22 protein-coding genes are annotated in these 19619 nt (G+C 27.3%); 16 read left to right on the top strand and 6 right to left on the bottom strand.

Annotated elements, in window-relative coordinates; translation table 11 throughout:
- Positions 1–2: 2 nt before the first annotated feature.
- From FVE73_RS05360 to FVE73_RS05345, 4 genes are all read right to left on the bottom strand, one after another.
- On the bottom strand, positions 3–701 hold the full coding sequence (locus FVE73_RS05360) for a metal ABC transporter ATP-binding protein (RefSeq protein WP_018498026.1): 699 nt from the start codon (positions 699–701) through the stop codon (positions 3–5).
- Between the two features lie 51 nt (positions 702–752).
- Positions 753–1664, bottom strand: a complete 912-nt coding sequence (locus FVE73_RS05355) for a metal ABC transporter substrate-binding protein (RefSeq protein ID WP_018498025.1) — start codon at positions 1662–1664, stop codon at positions 753–755.
- 38 nt (positions 1665–1702) lie between these two features.
- Positions 1703–2059, bottom strand: a complete 357-nt coding sequence (locus FVE73_RS05350) for a Fur family transcriptional regulator (RefSeq protein ID WP_018498024.1) — start codon at positions 2057–2059, stop codon at positions 1703–1705.
- A gap of 160 nt (positions 2060–2219) precedes the next feature.
- Positions 2220–3284: a zinc-binding alcohol dehydrogenase family protein gene (locus FVE73_RS05345; protein WP_018498023.1), complete on the bottom strand. Its 1065-nt coding sequence runs from the start codon at positions 3282–3284 to the stop codon at positions 2220–2222.
- A 168-nt stretch (positions 3285–3452) separates the two neighbouring features.
- Here FVE73_RS05345 and FVE73_RS05340 point away from each other — a divergent pair, with 168 nt between their 5' ends.
- The 3 genes from FVE73_RS05340 (at position 3453) to FVE73_RS05330 (ending at position 6234) form a co-directional block, all read left to right on the top strand.
- A complete protein-coding gene (locus FVE73_RS05340; RefSeq protein WP_018498022.1) occupies positions 3453–3902 on the top strand; it encodes a MarR family transcriptional regulator in 450 nt (149 codons plus the stop codon).
- A gap of 75 nt (positions 3903–3977) precedes the next feature.
- Entirely contained in the window at positions 3978–4724 is a 747-nt protein-coding gene (locus tag FVE73_RS05335; protein WP_018498021.1) for an ABC transporter ATP-binding protein, read from the top strand.
- Positions 4717–6234 (top strand): ABC transporter permease/substrate-binding protein, encoded by a 1518-nt coding sequence (locus FVE73_RS05330; protein ID WP_018498020.1) that lies wholly within the window; start codon positions 4717–4719, stop codon positions 6232–6234. Before FVE73_RS05335 ends, FVE73_RS05330 begins: the two co-directional genes overlap by 8 nt.
- 698 nt (positions 6235–6932) lie before the next feature.
- Here the strand turns inward: FVE73_RS05330 and FVE73_RS05325 are convergent.
- Complete coding sequence (locus tag FVE73_RS05325) at positions 6933–7424, bottom strand: hypothetical protein (protein ID WP_018498019.1); 492 nt, start codon at positions 7422–7424, stop codon at positions 6933–6935.
- 273 nt (positions 7425–7697) lie between these two features.
- Between FVE73_RS05325 and FVE73_RS05320 the strand changes: the two genes are divergently transcribed.
- From FVE73_RS05320 to hisC, 11 genes are all read left to right on the top strand, one after another.
- On the top strand, positions 7698–8102 hold the full coding sequence (locus FVE73_RS05320) for a YkvA family protein (protein ID WP_018498018.1): 405 nt from the start codon (positions 7698–7700) through the stop codon (positions 8100–8102).
- A gap of 511 nt (positions 8103–8613) precedes the next feature.
- A complete protein-coding gene (locus FVE73_RS05315; protein WP_018498017.1) occupies positions 8614–9447 on the top strand; it encodes a YlmH family RNA-binding protein in 834 nt (277 codons plus the stop codon).
- A gap of 318 nt (positions 9448–9765) precedes the next feature.
- Positions 9766–9951, top strand: a complete 186-nt coding sequence (locus FVE73_RS05310; protein ID WP_018498016.1) for a hypothetical protein — start codon at positions 9766–9768, stop codon at positions 9949–9951.
- A 33-nt stretch (positions 9952–9984) separates the two neighbouring features.
- Complete coding sequence (locus tag FVE73_RS05305) at positions 9985–10509, top strand: NUDIX domain-containing protein (RefSeq protein WP_026238998.1); 525 nt, start codon at positions 9985–9987, stop codon at positions 10507–10509.
- Positions 10510–10928: 419 nt separating this feature from the next.
- The gene (locus FVE73_RS05300; protein WP_018498014.1) at positions 10929–12059 is read left to right on the top strand and encodes an ATP phosphoribosyltransferase regulatory subunit; all 1131 of its coding nucleotides are present in this window, start codon (positions 10929–10931) and stop codon (positions 12057–12059) included.
- 51 nt (positions 12060–12110) lie between these two features.
- The gene (hisG, locus tag FVE73_RS05295; RefSeq protein WP_018498013.1) at positions 12111–12728 is read left to right on the top strand and encodes an ATP phosphoribosyltransferase; all 618 of its coding nucleotides are present in this window, start codon (positions 12111–12113) and stop codon (positions 12726–12728) included.
- A gap of 91 nt (positions 12729–12819) precedes the next feature.
- A complete protein-coding gene (gene hisD, locus FVE73_RS05290; RefSeq protein WP_018498012.1) occupies positions 12820–14100 on the top strand; it encodes a histidinol dehydrogenase in 1281 nt (426 codons plus the stop codon).
- A gap of 245 nt (positions 14101–14345) precedes the next feature.
- Complete coding sequence (locus FVE73_RS05285) at positions 14346–15539, top strand: ATP-binding protein (protein WP_018498011.1); 1194 nt, start codon at positions 14346–14348, stop codon at positions 15537–15539.
- A 36-nt stretch (positions 15540–15575) separates the two neighbouring features.
- Positions 15576–15818, top strand: coding sequence for a hypothetical protein (locus FVE73_RS05280; RefSeq protein WP_018498010.1), 243 nt, complete (start codon positions 15576–15578; stop codon positions 15816–15818).
- Positions 15799–16260 (top strand): hypothetical protein, encoded by a 462-nt coding sequence (locus FVE73_RS05275; protein WP_146997837.1) that lies wholly within the window; start codon positions 15799–15801, stop codon positions 16258–16260. The genes FVE73_RS05280 and FVE73_RS05275 overlap by 20 nt, the downstream gene beginning before the upstream one ends.
- Positions 16261–16279: 19 nt before the next feature.
- Complete coding sequence (gene hisC, locus FVE73_RS05270; protein ID WP_018498008.1) at positions 16280–17371, top strand: histidinol-phosphate transaminase; 1092 nt, start codon at positions 16280–16282, stop codon at positions 17369–17371.
- A gap of 127 nt (positions 17372–17498) precedes the next feature.
- Here the strand turns inward: hisC and FVE73_RS05265 are convergent, their stop codons facing one another.
- Positions 17499–17906, bottom strand: coding sequence for a hypothetical protein (locus FVE73_RS05265; protein ID WP_018498007.1), 408 nt, complete (start codon positions 17904–17906; stop codon positions 17499–17501).
- Positions 17907–18068: 162 nt separating this feature from the next.
- Here FVE73_RS05265 and hisB point away from each other — a divergent pair, with 162 nt between their 5' ends.
- On the top strand, positions 18069–18659 hold the full coding sequence (hisB, locus tag FVE73_RS05260; protein WP_018498006.1) for an imidazoleglycerol-phosphate dehydratase HisB: 591 nt from the start codon (positions 18069–18071) through the stop codon (positions 18657–18659).
- Between the two features lie 227 nt (positions 18660–18886).
- Entirely contained in the window at positions 18887–19597 is a 711-nt protein-coding gene (locus tag FVE73_RS05255; RefSeq protein ID WP_018498005.1) for a hypothetical protein, read from the top strand.
- The last annotated feature ends 22 nt before the right edge of the window (positions 19598–19619 follow it).

The raw sequence follows: 19619 nt of genomic DNA, 5'->3' as shown, positions 1-19619 counted from the left end.
ATTTATTTGTGTGAATGTAAATAAGGATTGCTGCACACGTAATCTTCCTTTTTCTCATAAACTCGAATACTGCCTTCCACGACAAAAATTGAATCAATGTAATCGTAGATTTTTTCAAGTTCGTGAGAAATTACGACGATTGTCGAATCTGACAGTTCCTTTATTTTTTCAAAAAGTTTAAATTCAAATTCCTTATCCAGAAATGATTCTGGCTCATCAAGAAAAATAAGTTCTGGCGAAGAAATTAAGGCACGTGCAATTAATGCCCTTTGAAGCTGTCCACCAGAAACTTCGTTTATTAATTTATTTTTTAAATGAAAAATATCAAATTCCTTCAAGAGTATTTCAGCACGTTTTTTTTCTTCATTGTTAAATCTTCTGAAAAGATTATTTTTATTAGTCAATCCCGATATTACCAAGTCAAAAATGTTAATGGGAAAGGAAGTGTCAAACTCCCTTATTTGTGGCAAATACCCAATTTTGTTTTCACTTGTAAAAAATTCAATACTGCCAGAATTTTTTCTCAAAAATCCAAGCATAACTTTTACTAAAGTTGATTTTCCGCCACCATTTCTTCCCAAAATTGCAACATTTTTTCCTTTAAAAATATCTAAATTTATATCGTTCAAAATATAGTCATTGCTGTATTTAAAGTTAAGATTTTTTACACTCACAAGTTTTTTATTCTGTCCGTTAGTCATCAAATTTTTATCCTTTCGTTTTCTTCTCGTTCTTTTTTTGAATAAAAATTTTTAATTTAAATAATCTACAAACTGTTTTAGATTTTCAAAGACATTTTCCTTGTCAACGTTAAATTCAGCGACTTTTGAGTTAGGAATTTCTTTTGAAATGGCTTCAGCACTTTGTTTAGGAAATTGAGGCTGAACTAGGATTGTAGTTACGTTGTGTTCTTTTGCTTCATCGATAATTTCTTTTATTTGCTGTGCTGATGGTTCTTTTCCTTCCTGTTCGATTGAAATTTCTTCAATGGCATAATTTTTTAGGAAATAGTTTAATGCAGGGTGATAAATCATAAATGATTTTTTAGTTTTTGAAGCCATTTTTTGTGAAAGTTCTGTTTTTACTTGATTAAGTTCGGTGATAAAAGCATTGTAATTTTTTTCAAAAGTTTCTTTTTTGTCTGGGTAAAGTTTTGACAATTCATTTTTTATATTTTCAGCAATTTTTGGCATCATATCAAGCGAGAACCATACATGCGGATCAATTCCCTCATGCTCATGATGTTCATGTTCTTCCTTTTTACCGTGTTCGTGGTCGTGATCATGATCTCCTTTGATAAATAAATTTTTATCAACACCATCCAAAACATTAACAATTTTATTTTTATCGTTTAAGCTGTCAGAAATTGTTTCTTCAAATCCTAACATATTGTAAGTGAAAAATACTTTTGAATTTTCCAAAATTTTCAAATCTGAAGGTTTTGGCTCAAATAGTTCATGATTCATATTTGGCTGCACAATTGAAATAACCTCAAAATCATCTCCTGCAATTTTTTGAGTAAGCCATCTTAAAGGCGGTACGCTTGTTACAATTTTTTCCCTTGTTCCTGTAGTAGTTCCTTGCTCTTTTTTAGTTTCTGATTTATTTCCGCAAGAAAAAATAAACAGAGCTGATAATAAAAGTAATGATAATAATTTTTTCATTTTAATTCCTCCTATATGTATTTTGTAAATCATAAATTTTAATCACAATCGTTGCATTTTCCTTTAAAAATCGAAAGATGTGACAATAGTGAAAAGCCTCGTTTTTTTAATTCGCTTTTTTCCTTTTCTGTTTCTTCATTTGAAAATTCAGGCATAGTTTCAATATGCTTACAAGAATCACAAATAAAAAAATTGGCATTTTCTTCCTTAAAGTAATATTTTTCATTTTCAAAGTCGAATGAAAAAATATAATTATTTTTCTCTAAAAATTCCAAAGCTCGATAAACCGTTGATAAGTCAAAATCTACTTTTGATTTTAAAAACTTGGCATTTACTGGAGTGTCTGAAGACTTTACAAGATTAAGTATTTGTTGCCTTTTCTTAGTTAATTTCATAATAACATCTCCTAATAATAAAAAACGTTTTTTATTTCAATGAATTGCAAATCATTCGCAAAATATAATTTATTATATATTAAAAAAACCTATTTGTCAAATGAATAGGTTTTCATATATTTATAATAAATATTAATATAGAGATTAAAAAAATTAGTATCTACCTTACTATGATAATGACTTTTCCGTTAGCATTATTGGATTCTAAATATTTGTGTGCCAAAGAAATCTCATCTAATGTAAATATTTTTGAAATGCATGGTTTAATATTATGTTTTTCAAGAAAATCAAACATTTCATTAACTGTATCTTTATTGACATTTGTGCTGTCAAATGAAGTTAAATACGACTCTGAAATAATATCAACCAACGGCTCAAAATCTTCAATTATCCAGCCTCCAAGACATCCTGTCATACAGACGATTCCACCTTGCTTTACTGATTTTAGCGACGATTTCAAAGTTGGTCTTCCAATTAATTCTAAAACTTTATCAACGCCATCTGGGAATAATTTTTTCAAATTTTCATCAAAATTTTCATTCCCAACAATCACTTCATCTGCGCCTTTTTCCTTCAAAAACTGCTTTTTAGATGCACTTCTGCTCGTAGCGATAACTCTTACATTGATAGCTTTTGCCAACTGAATAGCTGCTAATGCCACCGAACCTGTTCCACCTCGAACTAAAAGTGTTTCTCCTTCCTTTAATTTCAAACTTTTAAAAAGTGAGCCATACGCCGTATAATAAAGTTCTGGATATGCTGCAATTTCTGACCAGAAAATATTTTCTTCTGTGATTTCCAAATTTTTTGAAAATCTTTCTTTTAACAATTCTTTACTTTTTAATTCGATATTTTTGAAAAAATCTTTTTCATCAGGCAATCTATAAACTTGATTTTTGGGAATCAAAATATATTCTGCATAACTTCCGTCAAATTCTCTTCCCATGCCATTCATCATCGAAAAAACTTTGTCGCCTTTTTTAAAATCGCTGTTAGACGGCTCTTCCACAATGCCGACACACTCAATCCCAATTACTCTTGGAAGTTTTACTGATGGCGAATCTCCTTGACGAGTAAAAATTTCCGCTCTATTTATTCCAAATGCCCTTATTTTCACAAGAATCCAGTTCTCTTTCACTTCTGGAATTGGCACATTTTTTATTTTCATTTCTTCAGCAGTACACGGTTTTTCAAGCACCATTGCCTTCATAAATTTTCTTTCCATAAATTTTAACTTCCTTCCTTTTGTTTTTTTATTTTTAAAACATTTTATCATTTTTATAAAAAATATTTGACTTTTTTATTACTATATGGTAACATAAATTTACGATATAGTAATATTTTTATATAAATATATTATCATATAGTAATAATTTTGTAAAGGAGGAAATCTATGAAATCAAACTCTGGATTTTATATAGGCAGAATAAAACAAGTAAATACTAGACTTTTGAATAAATTTTTGGCACAAAAAAATATAACGGCGTTTAATGGGGAACAAGGTCGAATCTTACATGTACTTTGGGAAAATGATGGGATTAGTAATAGAGAATTGTCAAAAAAATCTGGTCTTGCTATGAGTTCGCTTACAACGATGCTTGAGCGGATGGAAGAAAAAAATTTATTGATACGAAAATTTTGTCCGAGTGATAAACGGAAAAGTTTAATCTTTTTGACGGATTATGCAAAATCTTTGAAAAGTGAATATGATGAAATTTCTGATAAAATGACTGAAATCTCTTTTGAAGGAATTTCAAATGAGGAGAGATTAGCTTTTGAGGTGACTTTAGAAAAAGTTTTGCATAATTTTGAGAGAGCTGAACAAAAATTTAATAAAAAATAATTTAAAATACTGAACAAAATTTGAAATTTATAAAATTTATAAAAAATTATTTGGTATTTAACTGGAGGTAAATGAATGATAGAATTTATCAATGTTGGAATGACTTATCCAAATGGGAATGTTGGATTAAAAAATATAAACTTGACTATAAATGAGTCTGAAATTACGGTTTTTATTGGACCGTCTGGGAGTGGGAAAACTACACTTTTGAAAATGATTAATCGGTTGGAGGATAATACGACTGGGGAAGTGAAAATTAACGGAAAAAATGTAAAAGATTACAATATTCACAAAATGCGTTGGGATATTGGATATGCTTTGCAGCAAGTGGCACTTTTTCCACATATGAATGTTGAAGAAAATATTGCGATTGTGCCTGAATTGAAAAAATGGAAGAAAGAAAAAATTGATGCAAGAATTGACGAGTTATTAAATATGGTTGGACTTGAGCCTGAAAAATATCGAAAGAGAAATCCTTCGGAATTGTCTGGTGGAGAAGCACAAAGAGTTGGAATTGCAAGAGCTCTAGCTGCTGATCCAAAAATTATTTTGATGGATGAGCCGTTTAGTGCGTTAGATCCCATCACTCGTGCGAATTTACAGGAAGATGTGAAAAAACTTCAGAAACAAATTCACAAAACAATTGTTTTTGTAACTCACGACATTGAAGAAGCATTTTTATTGGGGGATAAAATTTGTATCATTCAAGACGGCGAGTTAGTTCAAGCTGGAACAAAACACGAAATAATCTCAAATCCTAAAAATGATTTTGTGAAAAAATTTATAGCTATCAAAAAGAAAGAAGGTGAAATTTATGAATAAATTAATTTTGACTTTTTTAGAAAAAAAAGACGAACTTTTTAGTGGAATTGTAGAACATATTCAAATTTCTTTTATCGCACTAATAATTGCTCTAATTATCGCCATTCCACTAGGAATTTACTTGAGCTATCACAAAAAATTAGCGAACATTGTTATTGCGATTAACGGCGTTATTCAAACTATACCGTCTTTAGCAATTTTGGCACTTTTAATACCAATCGTTGGAATTGGAAGAAAACCAGCGATAATCGCCTTAATACTTTATGCTCTGCTTCCAATTTTACATAACACTTACACTGGTATTACTGGCGTAGATCCAATGTATATGGTAACTTCAAGAGCTTTAGGAATGAATAAATTTCAGCAACTTACAAAAGTTCAGCTTCCACTGGCTATGCCTGTAATAATGACAGGAGTTAGAACGGCTGCTGTTTTGATTATAGGAACTGCCACACTAGCTTCCCTTGTTGGAGCCGGAGGGCTTGGAAAGTTGATTTTACTTGGTCTAGATAGAAATAATAACTATTTGATTTTGTTAGGAGCGATTCCTGCTGCTTTACTTGCAATTTTATTCGATTTCATCTTTAAGCAATTGGAAAAATTGAGTATCAAAAAAATATTAGTTTTCCTAATTTTAATCACATTTGCGTGTCTTTTTGGATCAATTAGCAGTTTTAATAATACAAAAAAAGATAAATTGATAATTTCTGGAAAACTTGGTTCAGAGCCAGAAATATTGATAAATATATATAAAATTTTGATTGAAGAAAATAGTAAACTTGGCGTTGAGTTAAAACCTGGACTTGGAAAAACTTCATTCGTATTCAATGCTTTGAAAAATGGCGATATTGACATTTATCCTGAATTTTCAGGAACTGCCGTTTTCACTTTCTTAAACGAAACTCCTGTGAATAACAATGCTGAAGATGTTTTTAATCAAGCACAAAAAGGAATGGAAACTAAATTTAAAATGGTTATGTTAAAACCTATGAAATATAATAATACTTATGCAATCGCTGTTAGCAAGAAGTTTGCCGATGAAAATAACTTGAAGACGATTTCTGATTTGGCGAGAGTGAAGGATAAGATAAAAGCTGGATTTACAAGAGAATTTAATGACCGTGAAGATGGTTATCTTGGACTTAAAAAATTGTATCAGTTTGAAATTCCGAATATTAAAGAGTTTGAGCCAAAACTTCGTTATGTTGCTGTTCAAAGTGGCGATATTAACTTGGTTGACGCTTATTCTACTGACCCCGAACTTGCTCAGTATAATATGGTTATTTTAAAGGATGATAAGCATTTATTCCCACCATATCAAGGTTCTCCAATGATGCGTGAGGAAACTTTGAAAAAATATCCTAAATTGAAAAAGATTTTGGAAAAATTGAGTGGCAAAATTTCAGACGAAGAAATGTCGACAATGAATTACCGTGTTTCTGTAAAAGGTGAGAAAGCGGAAGATGTTGCGAGAGAATATTTGAGAAATGCTGGGATTATTAAAAAATAGAAAATTAATTTAAAAAAATTAGCCGAATTTCTATTCGGCTTTTTTTATGAAAAAATCTATTTCTTATTTGTTTATGATAGATTACTGTTTAATACTATTCCCTGTTTAAAAAGTGAATATTTACTTTAATTATTTAAGAATAATAAAATGGGGGTTTAGTATAAATAATGAAAAAGATTATTAGAAATATCAATATTTTAAATTTTTAAACAAAATATAAAATAATAAATTTAAATTATCGGACGTTGATTATTTATTAATATAATATATATATTTTTTTTTATTTACTTTCTTTAACATCCTCATTTTGATATTTAATTATCAACACATAATTCATTAACTAATAAAATAATATTTTTTCTGCCTAAGAAGTTACAATATTAAATGCACAAATTTGTGTTGTGTTAATGGTTCCATATAATAAATAAAAAGATCACAGCAGCAGATAGATAGAAGGATAGAAGTGAGAAAAAATATAGAAATCATTAATAATTATAATAATAAAAGAAAATGACAGTCTTAATAAATTATCGTTCTTATTTTTTATAATTTACAAGATTGCCATTTTTTTTAACTTAAATAGCAGTAGAGAGAGTTTATATAATAATATAGAAGAATCTGTCATTTAAGTTGTGAATATCAAAGATTATATATTTGTTAGCATTATTATTAGTATGACTATTTTATTAGTCTATTTATTAATTTAAAGGCATATCATTAGGTTTAGATCCTTTAAATCTATGATTTAACATCTCTATTAATTTAGCAGCTTCATCTTTTGAAACTTTTCCGCTGTTTAATGAATTTGTTAGTGATTGAATTTCTGTATCAGTCAATCTTTTTGGGGCATCTTTTGGCTTACATTTATCATTTGGTTTGTGAGGTCCTCTTTTATCTAGCATTTTTGCAATTTCAGCTCCTTCAGCCTTTGTAATTTTTCCGTTGTTTAGTTTTGTCTTTAATTCTTCAATTCTAGCTGGATCAGGTTTTTTTACAATATTTCCATTTTCATCTACAAGATTTCCATTTGAATCTTTTTGCAATCTATGTGGTGGTCTGCATTCGTCATTTGCTGTGTTACTTGCTGCAGTTGTTGTTTTAATAGTATTATTTGCTGTTGTGCCTGCAAATATTGATAATGATGTTAATAAGGCGATTCCTAAAATTTTCTTTTTATCTATTTTTTTCATAATAATTCCTCCAATTATTTAATAATTTTATTTTTTATGTCTTTTCCTCATCGACAAGAATATAATATCAATAAATTTTGACAAAATTATGTAGAATTTGTGTCTTTTTTGTGAAGTTAGAAAAATTTTTAGACTGTATTTTTTTTATAAATGTAGTAAATCAGAGTATTTCAAATATTTAAAATTAGATAATATTAAGCCAATATAATTGAATAAAAAAGATATTTTTAGTATAATTAAACATATTACTTTAATATAAGAAAGAGGAAAATGATGTTAAAAAATGCAAAAAAACTATATGAAAAATATAAAAAAATAAAAATTGCAGCAGAAGATTTAAAAAAAGCTGGAAAATTGAAAAATAATTTGGGAGCAGTTACAACGAAATTTGAACTTCTTGTGAGAATGGTGAAATCAGATAGAAGAGGAGAATTTAAGATTCCAACAATGGATAAGGTAAAAATTGCAGGAGCAATTATTTATGTTATTTCAACAATTGATGCAGTACCTGATATTTTGCCAATTATTGGATTTGGTGATGATATTGGTGTTGTAGCTTATGTAATTTCTAAATTAGGAAATTTGATTTCTGAGTATGAAAAATTTGAAATGCAAAAGAAAGAAGAAAAAAGTGAAAATACTGATTGGGATAATCTGAGAGTTGTTAGTGAAGATTGATAATGAAAAGAAAGTATTTTTCAAAATTTTTTATCGTAAGAGAAAAAATTGGTAAAATGGTAAAAAATATTAAATAAAAGTGAGAGCAAGTTTCCATTAATAACATAAAAAAGAAAAAAGTATAATAAAGTAGTAATATTTTTGTTTGACTTAATTAGAAATAAGTTTAAAAAAATGGAGAGAAAGCGAAGTGCGAAGTGGAAGTGAAAAAAAATAAAATGGAAATAAAATGGAACATAAACATCGTAATGTAAATGTAAATTAGGATAATAATAAGAGTAAATCAATGTATAATTGACTAATTTTATTATCTTTTAAATTTAAAACTAAAAATAAAATTATCGGACGTAATAAAATAATAATAATAAAAATAAAATAAATATACAATATTAATTATATTTATTCAATATAACTTATTAAGTAAGTAAGTAAGTAAGTAAGTAGAAATAATGAGCGAAAAAATAGAAAAATTAACATATAAATAAAATTAAGAAAGGGAACAACACAACAAATGAAAAAAGAAAACTTTTTAAAACAATTTCCAAAAGAGCAGGAATATTTGGCTAGTAAATTATATAACTATTACGAAATTGCACAAGATTATGAAATTATTAGTTTTACAGAGGAATTTTACACACCGAATTTTTGGAAGAAATTAGGGAAGAAATTTGGAGGAGTGAATATTGTTTGTGATGGAGTTTTTGAGGATAGTGATAGAAGACAGATTGCATTTGTTCCTGATAGTTTTATAGACGGTATAGATGGTCATAATAATTTTGGACTTAATCGAAATGAACTTCAATTTCCAAATAAATTGTTAAGAATATCAATAAATTCAAGATTTCATGAGTATTTACATAAAGATTTTTTAGGAAGTCTTATGGGGCTTAATATAAAGAGAGAACTTTTGGGGGATTTGATTCTCAAAAGTGATAGTAAAAGTAAACAGATTTTTGGGTATATTCCAGTTTCTGAAAAAATTGCTGATTATATTGTTTCGGAATTAAAGCAGATTGGGAAAGCAACTTGTAAAATTGAAATTGTAGATATTAAAAGTAAAAATGAACTTCCAAAGTATAGATATGATGATAAATTAATTACAATTCCATCAAAGCGGTTAGATAGTATAGTTTCGACAATCACAAATCTATCTCGTACAAAAGTAATTGATCCGATTGAAAAGGGGAAAGTTTTTGTTGATTATGTGGAAGAAAAGGATAAATCTAAATTGCTTGAAATTGGTAGTTTGATTACGATTAGAGGGTTTGGGAAATATAAATTATTTCTGGATAAAGGGGAAACTAGGAAGGGGAAGGAACGGATACTTATAAAAAAATATATTTGATTTTTTATTTAAAATATAAAATAAATTGGTGGAAATTATTCTATTAGCATAAATATATTTTATTCTAAAGAATTAAATTATTTGTAGAGTATAGAGTAAAAATTTTAGGGAAAATTAAAAAAAATTATATTTTTAAACAATTTAAATTTTTATATAGTAAAACTGACTTAAAACTGAACTCAAAAATTATGACTATAGATTTATATAATTTTTAGTAGCAGTTCTATTTTAAATGGATTTGAGTATAAAATATAATTTCAAAATAATTGAGATTATATTTGTCTATAATCTAAAATAAATAAGAAAGAAGGTAAAAAAATGAAAGATGTAACACCAAAAAGTAATTTAGAAATATTAATAAAATGTTTGGGAATAGCGATTGGGATTGTGGCTGTGATTGCATTACTGAAATTGGCACTTAGAATATTTTTATCAGTTGCGATATGGATAATTCCAATTACTTTGATATTGTTTATTTATCAAAAATTTAATGACAGATATTGAAAAAATTTATAAGAAGGGAATTTTGAATTGAAGATGGAAAATATAAATTTTTTAAAAAATCATGTAATGAGTTTGATAGAATATGAACCTGAATTAAGTAAAAAAATTGAAAGTATTTTGGAAATATTATTAAAGGCAGATGTAAAAAATTTGATAAATAGGAAGTCAAAGGTGCATTTGTCAGCAAGTGCGGTAGTTTTTAAAAATGAAAAATGCTATTTTATAAGACATCCTTATTTAAAAACGATTTTGTTGCCAGCGGGGCATGTGGAAAATGATGAGATGCCTTTGGATACAGCTATTCGTGAGTTTTTTGAAGAAACGGGATTTAGTGCTGTGGTTGATAAGAAGATGAAGAACTTTGGGCTGATTGATGTTAATGTGATTGAGATTCCTGAAAATTCTTTGAAAAATGAAGAAGAGCATGTTCATATTGATTTTCGGTATAAACTTTTGCTAGATGAAGAAAGAGAAAGACAGGAAGCTGAATTGGAATGCTTTTTACTAGCTGAAGATGAGGCTAGCGGGGAATTTAAAAGATATTATAAGTATTTATGAATTGTAAATTTTTAAATTGATTTTTATTAGACTTGTTCAGAAATAAAATTCAATAAAGTAAATAAACAAATGTTTAGTTAAAAATAATTTCATTAACACAAACATTATATATTCTCAAAAATAGAGAAGTAATATTTTTACTAGTTTTATAAAAAATTATACAAAATTTATGATTTAATAATTTTATTCACCTTATGAGATAACCTCTTATTAAATAAAAAAATTAAGTTATCAAGCGAATTTATTTTATAATTAATCTAAAAATAAAAAATTATGTTTTTTAAAGAAATATTGTACTAAATTTGTTAAAAAGGGAGAAAAGGGAGCATAAAAACTTCCTTTTTTTGTGATTATATGGTAAGATAATTATATAACAAGATAAAATAATAAAATAATGCATGTGGAAAGTGAGGTAAATTGTGAAAAATTATATAAAAAATTTGAGCAAGAAAGACTTAATATTGTTGAATATACGTAAGATGTATGATTCGTATGGGTATAAAAGGATTTCACTTCCTAGTTTTGAGGAATATGATTTGTATAATGAAAACAAGGATTTTATTGATAGAAACGTTTTGACTGTGATGAGTCCGAATGGGAAGTTGTTAGCTTTAAGGCCCGATATTACATTGTCAGTCGCTAAGAAAATTTCTAAGGATCAGTCTTTGAAATATAGTAAAATTTATTATCAAGAAAATACATATAATTTGACAAAATATGTGGGATATGATGAAAATGAGCAGCTGGGAATTGAGCTGATTGGGAAAGAATCTACATTTTTGGATTTTGAAATTGTGGATCTTGCAATAAAGAGTTTAGATATTATAAATGAAAAAAGTATGATTACTTTGTCACATGCTCGATTTATTTCTTCGATTTTTGATAATCTTAATTTGGAATATGAAGTGAAAGAAGAAATTTTTGATTGTATAAATAAGAAAAATAGTCATGATATAAAAAAGATATTGGAAAATAATAAATTTATTTCTGAAAATGTAAAACAATTGATTTATAAAATTCCTGAATTATCTGGAAATTTAGATGATATTGAAAAAGAACTTTTGAAATATGAAGTAAATGATGATATAAAGAAAATTTTGCTTGAACTTAAACAATTAAATAATTTACTGTTTAAATTTCATAAAAAATCGAAAATTGTATTTGATTTTTCCATCGTAAAAAATTTAAATTATTATAATGGAATTATTTTACAAGGATATATTGAAGGATTTCCAAACGTAATTTTGACTGGCGGAAGGTATGACAAATTATTTGAAAAATTTGGAGTTGACACAGGGGCAATTGGATTTGCGATTTTGACTGATAGTTTGAAGGGTTATTATAAAGATGAAGATAAAAATGATTTTGAAATATTGATTGCTTATGATAATAGCGATTTTGAAAAATTGGTAAAGTTTGTAAATGATTTTCAGGAAAAAGGACTTCGAGTGAGAACTGAAAATATTGAGAATTTTAAAGAAAATGATAGTGAAATTTTTAATTATAATGAAAAATATTTATTTAAAAACGGGAACTTAATTAAAAAATAAATTATACAGAAATCATTTTAAAAATTAATATAGGGAATGAAAGGAGCTTTTATGATAAATATTGCTCTTCCTAAAGGAAGATTAGGAAATAAAGTATATGATTTGTTTGAAAAAATAGGTTATGAAAGTTCAGAAATAAAGGAAGATAATAGGAAACTGATTTTTGAAAATCGAGAAAAAAATGTTAGGTTTCTTTTGGTAAAACCGTCAGATGTTGGGGTTTATGTGGAAAAAGGAAGTGCAGATATTGGAGTTGTGGGAAGAGATGTTCTGCTTGAGGAAAATCCTGATATTTATGAGCTAATGGATTTGGGATTTGGTAAATGTAAATTTGCGATTGCGGGACCTGTGAATTTTAAGGAAAATTTTGATAGACCATTGGTAGTAGCGACAAAATATTTAAATGTTTCAAAAAGATATTTTGATTCAATTAATAGAGATGTGGAACTTATAAAACTAAATGGTTCTATCGAAATAGCACCAATTTTGGGACTTTCTGATGTGATTATGGATATTGTTGAAACTGGAACGACTTTAAAGGAAAATAATTTGAAAGTATTGAAAACTATTGAAGATATAAGTGCTAGATTTATTGCTAATAAGTCGAGCTATAGATTTAAAAATGAAGAAATAGAGAAAATTGTTAAAAGTATAAAAGAAATTTTATAAAAATAGTTAGTATTATTTTTTGTTTACTATAGATTGTACAATTTAAAAAATTTATATTTTTAAAATAAAAAATGAAATGGAGTGATCTGTTATGATTAAAACTATAAAATATTCAAAAGATGTTGATTTGGAGAAGGAGCTTGCTAGAAGTCAGTTTTCTTATGTTGATGTAAATGAAACTGTGGAAAGCATCTTAAAAGATGTTAAGGCTAGAGGAGACAAGGCTTTGATTGAATATACTGAAAAATTTGATGGAGTGAAACTGGAAAATTTAGAAGTTACAGAAGAAGAAATTCAAAAGGCTTTTGATACGATTGATAAGGATTTGATGGAAGTTATTCAATATTCTCATGACAATATTAAAAAATTTCACGAAAAGCAAGTTAGAAATGATTTTTTAATAAGACAGGAAAATGGCGTAATTTTAGGGCAAGTAGTTAATCCAATTGAAAAAGTTGGACTTTATGTTCCCGGGGGAACAGCTGCTTATCCATCGACTGTTTTGATGAATGCAGTTCCGGCAAAAATTGCTGGATGTAAAGAAATTGTAATGGTGACACCTCCAACTAAAGATGGAACGATTTTGCCATCTCTTTTGGTTGCTGCGAAAATTTCTGGAGTTGATAGAATCTTTAAAGTAGGTGGAGCTCAATCAATAGCTGCTCTTAGTTACGGTACAGAAACTGTTCCAAAAGTTTATAAAATTGGTGGACCAGGAAATATTTATGTTGCAATGGCTAAGAAAATGGTTTATGGAAAAGTTTCGATTGATATGATTGCTGGACCAAGTGAAGTACTAATTATTGCTGATGAAAGTGCAGATTCAGTTCATACAGCGGCAGATTTGTTATCGCAAGCAGAGCATGATAAATTGGCAGCTTGTATATTAGTTACAACATCACAAAGATTAGCAGATGAAGTAGCAGTAGAAGTAGAAAAACAACTAAAGGAACTACCTAGAGAAGAAATTGCTAGAACTTCAATTGAAACTCAAGGTAGAATTATTGTTGTAGAAAATATGGATGAAGCAGTTTTTGTAAGTAATTTTGTAGCACCAGAACATTTAGAACTGGCAGTGGATAATCCTTTTGAATTATTGCCAAAAATAAAAAACGCAGGTTCAATCTTTATGGGACATAATACACCTGAACCACTTGGAGATTATTTAGCAGGCCCAAATCACACATTACCAACAAGCGGAACTGCCAAATTCTCTTCTCCATTGTCGGTAGATGACTTTGTTAAAAAATCTTCATTTATTTATTATTCAAAACAAGGACTTGAAGAAGTTAAGGATAAAGTAATTAAATTTGCTGAAAATGAAGGGCTTACAGCACATGCTCGTTCAGTTTCTAAAAGATTTGATAAATAAAAAATATAATTTGTCTGAAAACAGATTTTTAATAATTTTTTGGGAAGATTGAAAATTATAAATTTCTAGTTTTCAGGCTTTTTCAAAATATTAAAATTTTTCATTTTTAAAATAAAAAGTATTTAATTTCTAGAAGTTTTTATTTTGAAAAAGAAAAAGTTTGTTAAATTGGGAAGTTTTTTAATTTGAGAATAAAAAATTGATTATATTTCTTTTTTTTGATATACTTTGTATGAGGTGATTTTATGGTTAAAAGAACTAAATACTTGGAAAAGTTAAAAAAAATAAAAGATATGCAGATAATAAAGGTTATCACAGGCGTTAGGCGATGCGGGAAATCTACATTGCTATCTCAATTTAAAAATTCTTTAATAGAATCTGGTATCTTGGAAAAACAGATAATTTCCATAAATTTTGAGGATTTAAAGTTTGAAGATTTAAAAGATTATAAATTATTGTATCAATATATAAACGAAAGACTTGTGCCTAATAAAAAAAATTATATATTTATTGATGAAATTCAGGAAGTTGAAAATTTTCAAAGGGCAGTGGATTCTTTATTTATAAAGGATAACACAGATATTTATATAACAGGCTCCAATGCGATGATGCTATCTGGCGAATTAGCAACACTGCTTTCAGGCAGATATATTGAAATATCCATATTGCCTCTATCTTTTTCTGAATATCTTGAATTGGATGAAACACAGGACGTGAGACAGACTTGGAATAAATATTTTGAAAATGGTGGATTTCCTTATGCAATACAAATAAAAGATGACGATATAAGAAAAGACTATTTAATGGGAATATACAACACAGTTTTGTTAAAAGATATAGTTGCAAGAAATAAAGTACAGGATATTACGTTACTCGAATCTGTAGTAAAATTTCTATTTGAAAACATCGGAAATATCGTCTCACCCAAAAAAATAGCAGATACACTTGTTTCCTATGGCAGAAAAACTACATCTTCTACCGTTGAAAATTATATAGAAGCCCTTAAATCATCGTTTATTTTGTACAAAGCTGGACGTTATGATATAAAAGGAAAGCAACATTTAAAGTCGTTGGAGAAATATTATATAGTTGACATAGGACTAAGAAAATTGCTTATAAATAAAAAGCATAGCGATATTGGGCATATTTTGGAAAATATAGTTTATTTGGAATTGATTAGACGTGGATATACTGTGTATATTGGTAAAATTGGAGATTTGGAAATAGATTTTATAGCAGAACGAAATAATGAAAGAGAATATTATCAAGTGTCAGCAACGATACTTGATGAAAATACATTCAAGAGAGAGATAACGCCATTAAAGAAAGTAAAGGATAATTTTCAGAAGTTTATAATTTCGATGGATGAAATAAATTTAAGCGAAGATGGAATAAAGCATATAAATATTTTAGATTTTTTACAAAATCGAGATAATTAGAACAAAAAATTAATAACAGAATAATTGGAGGAATTAATGAAAAAAATACTACTAGGATTATTTATTTTAGGAACATTGGGGATGGCACAAAGTAATTATGAGGTTTATGTGAAAAGTGGAGTTAAAATTTCACAAAGTGAAGTTGATAGGGATAGTAAAGAAATTGAGAATCTTGTAAATAAAGAAATAATTGAAAGATATAATACAGAAGGTAAAAAAACTATAAAAGGACTTTATCGTGAATATATGAATAAATCAATTGATGGAAAATGTTCCTAAAAAACAAAAACAGGCTGCAAAAGAGTATTTTAATAAAATACATGAAGTTATGGGAAAAAATTTTTTAGGTGAAATTGATAATTTAAAAATTTTTGTTAATGAAATTTCATTTTCAGAAAAAAATAAAGCAAAAGTTAAAATAGTATCGAAATTTAAAGATATAGATAATATTGATACTGATAAAATTATTGATGAAGCAATTGAAAAAGCTAATATTTCATACAAAGAACTTGAAAATATAGAAAAAATTAATAAAATAAAATTTGATAAATTTTATAAATATCTTGATGAAGAAATTAAAGAAAAGTTAAACAATTTTGATTATGATGAAAATTATTCAGAAATAGAAGTAAAAAAAATTAATGGAAAATGGAAATTAGAGCATGATTTCAATACTTTTATGAATGAAATGACTAGTGGTTTTAACGATATTGATAACTAAAAAATGGAAGGAGAAATTAATGGGGAAATTTTGGAATAATAAAATAAAGGAAATAGAGCCTTATACACCAGGTGAACAACCAAAAGACAAAAAATATATTAAACTTAATACAAATGAAAATCCTTATCCGCCATCAGCAAAAGTTATAGAAAAAATAAAATCTATGAATTTGGAAGATTTGAAATTGTATCCAGATCCAGATGTAATGGAGCTTGGAAAAGTTATTGCTGAATATTTTTCTAATAAAATAAATGATAAAATTACACGCAAGCAAGTGTTTATTGGAAATGGATCGGATGAAGTTCTGGCATTTATTTTTATGACATTTTTTAATGCGAGAGATAAAGTGTATTATCCAGATATTACATACAGTTTTTATCCAGTTTATGCCGATTTATTTAATTTGAAGGAAGTCAAAATTCCTTTAAATGATAGTTTTGAAATTGAAATTCAAAAATATTTTGGCTTGGATGGACATATAATTATCGCAAATCCGAATGCACCAACTTCGATTGCTTTAAAATTGGATGAAATTGAAGAAATAGTAAAAAATAATCCAAACCAGCTAGTTATCGTTGACGAGGCGTATGTTGACTTTGGAGCAGAAAGTGCTGTAAAATTAATAAATAAATACGATAATGTTCTTGTAGTTCAGACATTTTCCAAGTCACGTTCTATGGCGGGAATACGGCTTGGATATGCACTTGGCTCTGAAAATATAATTGAAGGGTTGAATAGATTAAAATTTTCATTTAACTCATATACAATCGACAGAATTTCAATTGAAGCTGGAATCGAGTCGTTTAAGGATGACGAGTATTTTGAAAAAACTAATGCTAAAATTATTCAAACTAGAGAAAAAACGGTTGAAAAATTGAAAAAATTAGGATTTAAAGTATTAAATTCAAGTGCTAATTTTATTTTTATTTCACATAAAGATGTCTATGCAGGTGATTTGTACAAACAATTAAAAGAAAATGGAGTTTTAGCAAGATATTTTGCAAAAGATAGAATTAATAATTATTTGAGGGTTACGATTGGGACGGATGAGGAAATGGGGATTTTTATTGAGAAATTGGAAGAAATTATTTTTCAAAGGAAAAAATTTTGATTTGAAGATTTATATCAATGACTTATTAGTGGTTTTTATTTTGACAAGGGGAAATTCAATGCCCCTTGCTAAGTTTTTGTTATTAAATAAATAAATCTTCTTTGCTAAAATCTATAATTTTAATACTTTATAAAGTATAAAAAAACTTGTAATAATCTACAAAACCTTCTATAATTTCTTGTTTTGATTGAATATCGTACTCTTCCATTTCTATACCATTATTTTTTAAACTATCAATCCATTCGCTATCAATCATAGTTCCAACATCCATATCAATACCATATTTTACTTTTTCTAGTAACGGAACATCAGAAATATCCCCTAGACAATACAAATATCCACACAATACACGTAGACATTCGGAACTATCATAAAATTTACTTTCTCTTTCTGTAATTGCTCTTTCAAATTCTTTATTTAGAAGAAAAATTATTTCATTTTTATCAATTTTATCAAAATCAAAACCTAATTTTCTTATAAAAAATTCAGCTCTTTCTGAAGCATAAAGTACATTTTTAGCTTCATCGTAAAGCATCTTTTCACCTCCTATATTTTAGAATATGTTAAATTATCCACTAAATTATACCACAATTTTTAATATGTCAAAACAAATTTCTTGTTTTTGATTTAATCTTGAAAAAGATAAAAAAATAGATTATACTATTTATAAATAAATTTGCAATGAAAGGATAAAGTTATGAGAAAATCTAAAATTGAAAGAAATACATTTGAAACAAAAATAAAAGTTGAATTGAATATTGATGGAACTGGGAAATATGAAAATAATACAGGGGTTGGGTTTTTGGATCATATGCTTGACTTGTTTGCGAAGCATGGGAGATTTGATTTGAAGATTTATTGTGATGGGGATACGCAGGTGGATGATCACCATAGTGCGGAGGATATTGGTATTGCATTGGGAAAATGTTTTTATGAAGCTTTGGGAGATTTGAAGGGGGTAAGAAGGTATGGGAACTTTCTTTTGCCGATGGATGAGGCCCTGACGTTAGTTGCTGTTGATTTAAGCGGGAGATATTTTTTGAATTTTGATGTGAATATTCCGACTGAGAAAGTTGGGACTTTTGATACAGAATTAGTGGAAGAGTTTTTCATTGGCTTTACACGGCATTTGAATGCGACACTGCATATAAAAAATATAGCTGGAACGAATTCACATCATATAATTGAGTCGATTTTTAAGGGAGTTGCCAGAGCCTTGGCGGAGGCTGTGAGTATTGATGAAAAATATAAAGATGAGATTCCATCCACTAAAGGGGTATTAGTTTAATCAAATTTATTAACAGCTCAAAATAATTTTTTTATCTAGTCAAAATATTTTTTTGAGTGTCATGCGTGGCACTCAACTTTTTTTATTTCTTTATAAATAAAATATAAAATAGAATCTGATTAATTTGAATGGTTAAAAATCTTGAAAAAAATAAATTATACTATTATAATTAAAGTCATTAAAAAAATCAAAAAATAAATAGATAGAAAGAAGAGGGAAGAGAAAAAATGAAAAAGATATTATTAGGATTATTTATTTTAGGAACATTGGGAATGGCACAAGGAAACTATAAGATTAATGTAAAAAATGGAGTTAAATTTTCGCAGAGTGAAATTGATCAAGAAAGTAAAGAAATTGAAAATATTGTCAATAGAGATCTTTTCGAAAAAGTTAATGATGCGTTTCAGAAAAAAATATTAGTAAAAGTAAGAGAGTTTAACAAAAAATATATGGATAATTTAATCAATGAATCAATGAAAGAAGTTCCTCAAAATCAGAGACAATCATTTAAAGAATTTATGAGAAATATATCTAATATTATTAATAATACCCTAATAACAAAAGATATTTTTGAAACTGACATAAAATCAATTTCTTTTTCTGGAGAAAATGATGCAAAAGTTAAAATTTTGATTAAAACAAAAAATATAGATTCTACCTTTAATTTTGGTAAATTTTTTGATAACAGTATTAGAAAATCTGAAATTTCTGAAGAAGAATCCAATGATTTAAGAAAAATTGATAAAAATAAACTCGATGCATTCTATAAATATTTAGAAGATGATATAAAAGAATTCGTTAAGAAGTCTAGTTATGAAGAAGAAAATATAGATGTTAAAGTAAATAAAGTTAATGGAAAATGGCAATTAGAATTGAAAAACGCCAATATTAATGAAGTTTTTGATAATTTAGGAAAGGAGGTATTTGATACTAAATAAAAATTTTAAAGGGATGAGATTT

It is taken from the genome of Leptotrichia wadei (assembly GCF_007990545.2).
Classification (GTDB): Bacteria; Fusobacteriota; Fusobacteriia; order Fusobacteriales; family Leptotrichiaceae; genus Leptotrichia; species Leptotrichia wadei.
The sequence above is the reverse complement of the archived record's forward strand: the minus strand, read 5'-3'. Positions and strand labels throughout refer to the sequence as shown.